This is a genomic window from Psychrosphaera sp. B3R10, from assembly GCF_018861025.1.
Classification (GTDB): domain Bacteria; phylum Pseudomonadota; class Gammaproteobacteria; order Enterobacterales; family Alteromonadaceae; genus Psychrosphaera; species Psychrosphaera algicola.
The window spans coordinates 1-4,746 of the sequence record NZ_JAHKQH010000015.1; the positions used below are offsets into that span (position 1 = coordinate 1).

General features: G+C 39.7%; 1 protein-coding gene. It reads right to left on the reverse strand.

The genetic code is table 11. The features are described 5' to 3' along the window. Nucleotides 1–472: 472 nt before the first annotated feature. Nucleotides 473–3,541: a TonB-dependent receptor gene (locus tag KO525_RS05195; RefSeq protein ID WP_215962737.1), complete on the reverse strand. Its 3,069-nt coding sequence runs from the start codon at nt 3,539–3,541 to the stop codon at nt 473–475. Nucleotides 3,542–4,746: the final 1,205 nt, after the last annotated feature.

Here is a 4,746-nt window from a genome sequence, read left to right on the forward strand (position 1 = left end):
CAGATGGGTGAGTGGTGCGAATATTATATTCAGCACAAACCATAGAAAAACAAATTAGCGAGTAAAAAAGGCCAAAACGCTTTTGTTCATAGAAACAACAAGTTAACGATATAAATGGTTGCACAAGCGACACGGGATCGCTCGTGCTATTGACACGGTTTGTCTAATGGGTGACCCCACAGGTCTCAACCATGTGCAGAGGAAGTTCATAATGCGCCTTAAATTGGCTCACAATAATCAGAACAAAAACCGTCATTGTTAACTACAAATCAACTGAAAAACGTCATCAGTGCTTGAAGGAGATCTCAAATGCCGCTTCGCGATTTTGATATGACGGGAGCGTGCAGCGGAAAGTGAAACTTCGCTTTTAACCTGTACACATTATCGAAAAACAAAAAAGCCCGGATTATGAAATCCAGGCTTTTTAAGAGCTAATTAATTAGCTTTCTAATTTAACAAGTCAAACTTGTTATTAGAACTTATATGTAGCACCTACAGTGATACGACGGTCTGTAAGACCTTGGAAGCATAATAATGCGCCTTCATTTACACAAGACTGTGTAATGTCTGACTCAGTAAGGTTAACCGCTTCAACACCAACGTTTAACTGTTCGTTTACGTCATAGCTTACACTTGCGTTAAGCTGGCCTCTATCATGAGTATAAACAGGGAAGCCAAGTGTAGAGTTACGTGATGCACCAGCAGCTGTATCGTCAGTACGGTACGCTTCACGCCATGTATAACGCATTCTAGCAGATAGACCATATTTTTCGTAGTAAGCTGTGATGTTATACGCGTTTTCAGAGAAGTCTAATAGACCTTGAACCGCAGTAACTTCAACAAATTTACTGTCATCATAAATACCGTTAATCGCATTGAAGATATCAGTACCACGACCTGCTGAAGTATTAACTTCAGAACCACCTGTGTACTCTTGAATGCTGTAGTTAGCCATGATACCAAAACCAGACGCCCAACCTAACTCAGATTCAAATTCTGACAAGTCATATTGAATCGCCATTTCGATACCTGTTTGTGTTGTCTTAGCTGAATCATTTTTGAATGTCTCGATATCAACACAAAGACCAGTTGTATTTGGATCTCCTAACACACCAGGCTGAACCGCAGGGTTCCACATACCGCCACCAGGACAAGATGGGTCAGTTTCGCGCCAGCCATTTGCATCAAGTGCAGCACTTTCGCCATTTGTAACAAATAGATTTGAAATTTCTTTTTTGAAGTAACCGATGCTTACAGCGGCCGCTTCAGCAAAATACCATTCCGCAGAAATATCAAAAGTAGATACTTCTTCTGGAGCCAAGTTAGGGTTACCTATATTCAATGAACTATTTTCATTTGTACCAAAAGATACCGACGTATTGAGTCTTCCAAATGAAGGACGGTGAATATCTTTGCCCCAAGATGCACGTACGACAACGTCGTCAGTAACATCAGCAATAACATTGATGCGAGGCAATACAAAGCTGTAATCGCCTTTAGTCACAACAGGCGTTACAACAGAGTCGATAACAGTATTACCTGTTGCTTCAATCTCGGTAGAAACATGACGCACACCTACGTTACCGCGGATCATTTCATATTCAAAATTCGCTTGAGCGTATAAAGCATGTGTTGCTTCTTCAATACTAAATGAAGCCGTTGTTGATGGCGTTAGATTTGAATAATCTTGGTTACCACCATGTGCCAACATTGCCGCTTCAATAATTGCTAATGTGCCATCTGGATCGCTAAATGCGCGGTCAGGGTCAACAATAAGGAAGTTACGATGCGCAAGTTCACGACCATCAGCGTCGCCAAAGTGACTTGGACCAGCAACAAGTAGCTCTTCAAACAATGTGCCGGCAGGACTATCTACTAATTTAGAGAATCCACCAATACGGTCAGAGATCCCAACAGATTCGTGTTTTGTATTGTTATAACGGTACCCAAAATCAACTGACGTAATAACATCTTCTAGGTAGTAACTAAAATCAGCTCGGAACGAGTCATCTGAGTTTTCAGTTGTGCTTCGGCTTAAATCAACTTGGTCTAAAACAACGTTTGCAGGATTTAATAAGTCAGCAACCGATGGAGCATAAGGTGAGTCAAAATCGATACCAAATGCTAATGAGCCGCCTGTTAAGTCATAAATAAATGGTACAGCATTGTCATTACTCGTGCTTGACGTTGGATTGCCATCCGCATCTAAGCCGTCTAATGGTGCATTTGGGTTTAAGAAGTTTAACTGTGTATTTAATTGTGGAGTAACTGTGCTTGAGCTTGTGCTTGAAATTTCAAAGCTTGCAAACAAGTCGTCACCTTGCCATTCACCACCAAATCTGAACAATTTAGTATCGGTAACACGTGCGTTTGTATCACTGTTAAAACGTAAGTTTGGATCATCATCATCAACTGAAAGGTTAGGTTGGATTGTACCTTTAGTAGCGGCTTGAATGCTGCCTAATTGAACACCATCTAAAGAACCAAAGTTTACCGTTTCGAATTGAGTTGGTAAGTTATAGTTTAGTACCGCACTTACACCAGAACCTTGTACACGAGTACTGTCTTGACGAATTTCCTGGTCAGTTAATACAGTATCAAAGAAAAATTTCATATTGTCGTTAGGTGCAAATTCAAAAGCAGTAGCAATATTAGTCGTTTCGTATTCGAAATTTTCTAATTCTTGGTTTAAAAACTGAATACCAAGGAAGTCAAATGACTGTGCTACCGGACGCTTGGTCGCTTGGTCTTCAAGAGAGCCACTACGATAAACATCAGCATTTACGTTTTCAACAAGACTACCATCACGGTCGACGCGAGGACGGAACGACGTAGCTTCTTGTTTTGAGAAGCTACCGCTTACAACAAAACCAAATTTACCAGCATCTGTTTCCCAGTTGTCACCATACGCACCTGAAATACGTGGCATAATACCATCAGTTGTAAGGCTGCTGTCTTCACCTTGAACACGAATTGACCCTAGAGTTTCCGATAACGCGAGTGGGCGGATAGTTTTAAGGTTAACTGTACCACCTACAGAACCTTCTGTTGTTTTAGCTTCTGAAGATTTAATAATCTCAACGCCAGCAATAATGGCGGCTGAAAGATCTTCAAATTTCATTCCGCTACGGCCATCACCTGTGCCAACTGTGGCCGCACCGTTAATTTCTACGCGGTTACTATTACTACCACGGATTTGTACACCTGAACCAACACCCGCTGTACGTGTTATTTGAACACCTGTGATGTTTTCTAAAACCTCTGCAAGGTTTTGGTCTGGTAATTTACCGATGTCTTCAGCATCAATAACTTCGATTATGCTAGTAGCACTTCTTTTAGCTGCCAATGCGCTTGCTAACGACCCACGAATACCCCTGACTTGAATAACTTCGACATCATCCTCTGAAACTTTTTCTGATCCAGCTTCTTCAGCAGCATAAGTTGGTGTTGCTACTAATAGTGCAGCTAACGATGACGCATATAATTTGCGGCTAAATGAATTCTGCGAGCGAAGTGCAGTAATTATTTTATTGAGTTTCATGTATGAATAACCCCTGTTGATTCATGTTGTTTAAGTGTGTGCCCTTTTGGTTTTACCAAAATACCACCCGATGCTTTACCAAACCTTTTTAAGTTTATTTTTATTTACCAGTTTTGGTTAACAACTTTATAATACATTACCGATTAGATTTCAAACAATAATAAAGGCAAATAACTAACATTTTTAACATTTTGGTATGACCAAGAGGCTAGCCAAAAATAAAACCCTTAAATAACAATAAAATAACATTAATGGCCAAAATTATTTATTTTTTAATAACTATTTAACCTGCCTTACTAGATCTCGTTTAAAACAAAAAAAACAAAAATTGGTTAACCAAGGTGTCAATCCAATCTATTAAACCCTGGTAAATTTAGTAATATTTAAGTGCTATAACGTAGTTTTTCAGTTCTAAATTAAAATGATTAGTAAACCATAGTCTAAATTACGCTTTTTGGCTGGCGGTTTGCTTAACCAAATTGAGTAGTACATATTTGAAGGCTCAAATTAAACAATTTCGATTTTGGAGTAGACAACCAATCTCCAATTTTTGCAATTAGACTTAGGTGGAAGGGTTACACTTCCTCAGCACTTGGTTGAAGATCCCAAATATCGCTTTGGCTCGACTCATATTACAAGTTAGGGAATGACGTTTACTGCAGGAAAAACTCATCATCTCAAAATCGCGAAGCGATATTTGAGATCTCCTTCAATATGCAGAGGACGCTTTTTGTTCTGGACTTATGAGCTAATTTAAAGCGAATTATACAGACCTGTGGGGTCAGAGCCGCTGATTCTATAACTTCCTCTGCACTCGGTTGGAGGTTCCAAATATCGCTATTGCTCTTTTGGAAAGACGTTTTTTGTTCTGGACTTATGGGCTAATTTAAAGCGAATTATACAGACCTGTGGGGTCAGAGTCGCTGATTCTATAACTTCCTCTGCACTCGGTTGGAGGTTCCAAATATCGCTATTGCTCTTTTGGAATGACGTTTTTAGTTCTGAAATTAAGAGCTAATTGAAGGTGAATTATGAACTTCCTCAGACCTGTGGGGTCACCCATTAGACAAACCGTGTCAATAGCACGAGCGATCCCGTGTCGCTTGTGCAACCATTTATATCGTTAACTTGTTGTTTCTATGAACAAAAGCGTTTTGGCCTTTTTTACTCGCTAATTTGTTTTTCTATGGTTTGTGCTGAATATA